The sequence below is a fragment of the Streptomyces sp. NPDC091289 genome (assembly GCF_044757365.1).
Classification (GTDB): domain Bacteria; phylum Actinomycetota; class Actinomycetes; order Streptomycetales; family Streptomycetaceae; genus Streptomyces.
Genome location: NZ_JBIVUT010000054.1, coordinates 1 through 2,674 on the forward strand (window position 1 = coordinate 1; position 2,674 = coordinate 2,674).

The window sequence follows — 2,674 nt, forward strand, 5'->3', positions numbered from 1 at the left end:
GCGTGCCCACCACCCCAGGCACACCACCAGCAACCAACACCAACTCCCCCAACACCCCAGCAACCCCCGAAGCCACAACCGGCTCCCACCCCACGGCATGCAGGACGGGGCTCTCCGCCGCGAACTGTGCGGAGAACCGCTTCCGGGACATCCGGCGCAGTGTCAATGTCCGCGTCTCGGCGACCGGCGAGCCGTGGTGGTCGGCGATGGCCACAGAGACATCGTCGCCGCCCGTCAGCGTGAGCCGTACGCGCAGACTGGTGAGCCCGTCGGGGCCCCAGAAGGAGGCGCCGTGCCAGTCGAACGGCAGCCACAGCAGGTCTCCGGCTTCGAGCGTCTCGGCCGACGTGACGGCCAGGGGCTGGAGCGCGGCGTCCAGCAGTACCGGATGGATCGCGAACTGCTCCGCCTCGCCATGCAGTTCCCGCGGCAGCTGGACCTCCGCGTACAGATCCTCGCCGCGCTGCCAGAGGCCGCGGAGGCTTCGGAACGTGGGGCCGTACGCGTAGCCGAGCCTGTCCAGACGGTCGTAGACGCCCTCCAAGGGGATCTCGGTGCTGTGCTGCGGCGGCCAGTTGCGAAGGGACGCAAAGGTGTCCGGCACCGGGCCGCTGGTCGCGGACGTGAGGCTGCCGCTCGCGCAGCGGGTCCACTCGGCTTCCCCGGTGTCCCGGTCGGCCGGTCGCGCGTGGACGGAGAAGGCCCTGGTGCCGTCCGGGTCGGCTGCCCGAACGATGATCTGCAGGCGGACGGCCTCGCCCTCGGGCAGGGGCAGGGGCGCCTCCAGAGTGAACTGTTCCACGCCACTGGCGCCGGTACGGGCGGCTGCCGCGGCCCCCAGTTCGAGGAACACAGCCGCCGGCAGGATCACGTTGCCGTCGATCGTGTGGTCGGCGAGCCACGGGTGGTCCTCGGCACTGAACCAGCCGCTGAGCACCGTCTCGCCTCCATCCGCGAGCTCGACGACCGTGTCCAGGAGCGGGTGCCGGGACGTGCCGCGTGCGGTGGGGCGTCCGTTCGCCCGCCGTCCGGAGGTCAGCCAGTACCGCCTGTGCCGGAAGGCATACGTGGGCAGGTCGGTCGGGGCCGCTCCGGGGAAGAACGCGGTCAGGTCGATGTGCGCGCCGTGGGCGTGGGCCTGGGCCAGTCCCGCACCGAGCACGTCCGTCTCGGAGTGCCCCGCGCGCAGCAGGGGTACGGCGGTCAGGGCTTCTTCTTCACCCTGTCCGTTGCGGATCATGCCGGTGAGTACGGCGTCGGGGCCGACTTCGAGGCAGAGACCCACGCCTTCGTCCCGCAGGGTGTTGACGGCGTCGTGGAAGCGGACGGTGCCACGCAGCTGACGGACCCAGTACTCCGGAGCCGTCAGCTCACCCGCAACGGCCACCTTCCCGGTCAGAGTCGAGACCAGCGGCACAGTCGGCTCACTGAAATGCAGGCCGGCCACAGTCCGACGGAACTCCTCAAGAACACCGTCCATGTGCGAGGAATGGAAAGCATGACTCACCCGCAACCGGGAGACACGCCAACCCCGCCCACGCCACCGCTCCTCCAACTCCCCCAGAACACCGGCATCCCCAGAGACGACAACCGCCTCAGGCCCATTGACCGCAGCGACATCAACACCCTCCACCCCGGCCAGATCCGCGACCACGTCCCGCTCCGCAGCACCCACCGCGACCATCGCCCCGTCATCACGGGCCCCACCCATCAACCGGCCCCGAGCCACCACCAACCGAGCCGCATCCTGCAACGACAACACCCCGGCCACATGCGCCGCAGCAATCTCACCCACCGAGTGCCCGGCCACATAATCCGGCCGCACACCCCAACCCTCCAACACCCGGCACAACGCCACCTCGACAGCGAACAGAGCCGGCTGCGTGTACTCCGTCCGATCCAGCAGCCCCCCGCCCGCCTCACCCTCCGCAGCGAACATCACCCCCCGCAACGGACGGTCCAACAACACATCCACGTACTTGCACACCTCATCCAACGCCGCAGCGAACTCCGGAACACCCGCCGCCAACACACGCCCCATGCCCAACCACTGCGCACCCTGACCCGAGAACACGAATGCGGTGCTGACGGGACCGGGCGTGTGCCCGGTGATCACGTCCGGGTGGGAGGCGCCGGTGGCCAGGGCCTCAAGCCGTTGCAGGAGTTCGGTCCCGGTCCGGCCCAGGACGACCGCCCGGTGCTCGAAGGTGCTCCTGGTGGCGGCGAGCGAGTAGCCGATGTCGGTGGATGACAGGCCGGGGCGAGCGGTGTGGTCGAGCAATCGCCGGGCCTGTGCGCGCAGACCGTCGGCGCTGCGCGCGGACAGGGCCCAGGGAAGGGGCAGCGAGGGGTTGTCGGCCTCGGCCGCCGGCGCCTCTTCGGCGCGGTCCTCTTCGGCTCGGCCCTCTCCGGCTCGTCCGGCTTGCGCTCGTGCCTCCCCGACCGTGTCGGCCGTACCGGGCACGTCGGTCCCTTGGACGGATCGGATCGCGGCACTCTCCGCCGCTTCGACGATGAGGTGCGCGTTCGTGCCGCTGATACCGAAGGAGGAGACGGCGGCGCGGGCGGGCCGGTCACCCGTGGACGGCCAGGGCCGCTCCTCCAGGAGCAGCTCCATGGCGGCCCGCTCCCAGTCGATGTGCGGAGACGGCTCGTCGACATGCAGCGTGCGCGG

The 2,674-nt window shown here is 70.6% G+C and carries 1 protein-coding gene; it reads right to left on the reverse strand.

Features of this window, described 5'->3' with window-relative positions; genetic code table 11:
* Positions 1-2,617, reverse strand: a 2,617-nt coding sequence (locus ACIQPT_RS37345) for an acyltransferase domain-containing protein (RefSeq protein ID WP_401162800.1), incomplete at its 3' end; no start/stop codon positions are given.
* Positions 2,618-2,674 lie beyond the last annotated feature (57 nt).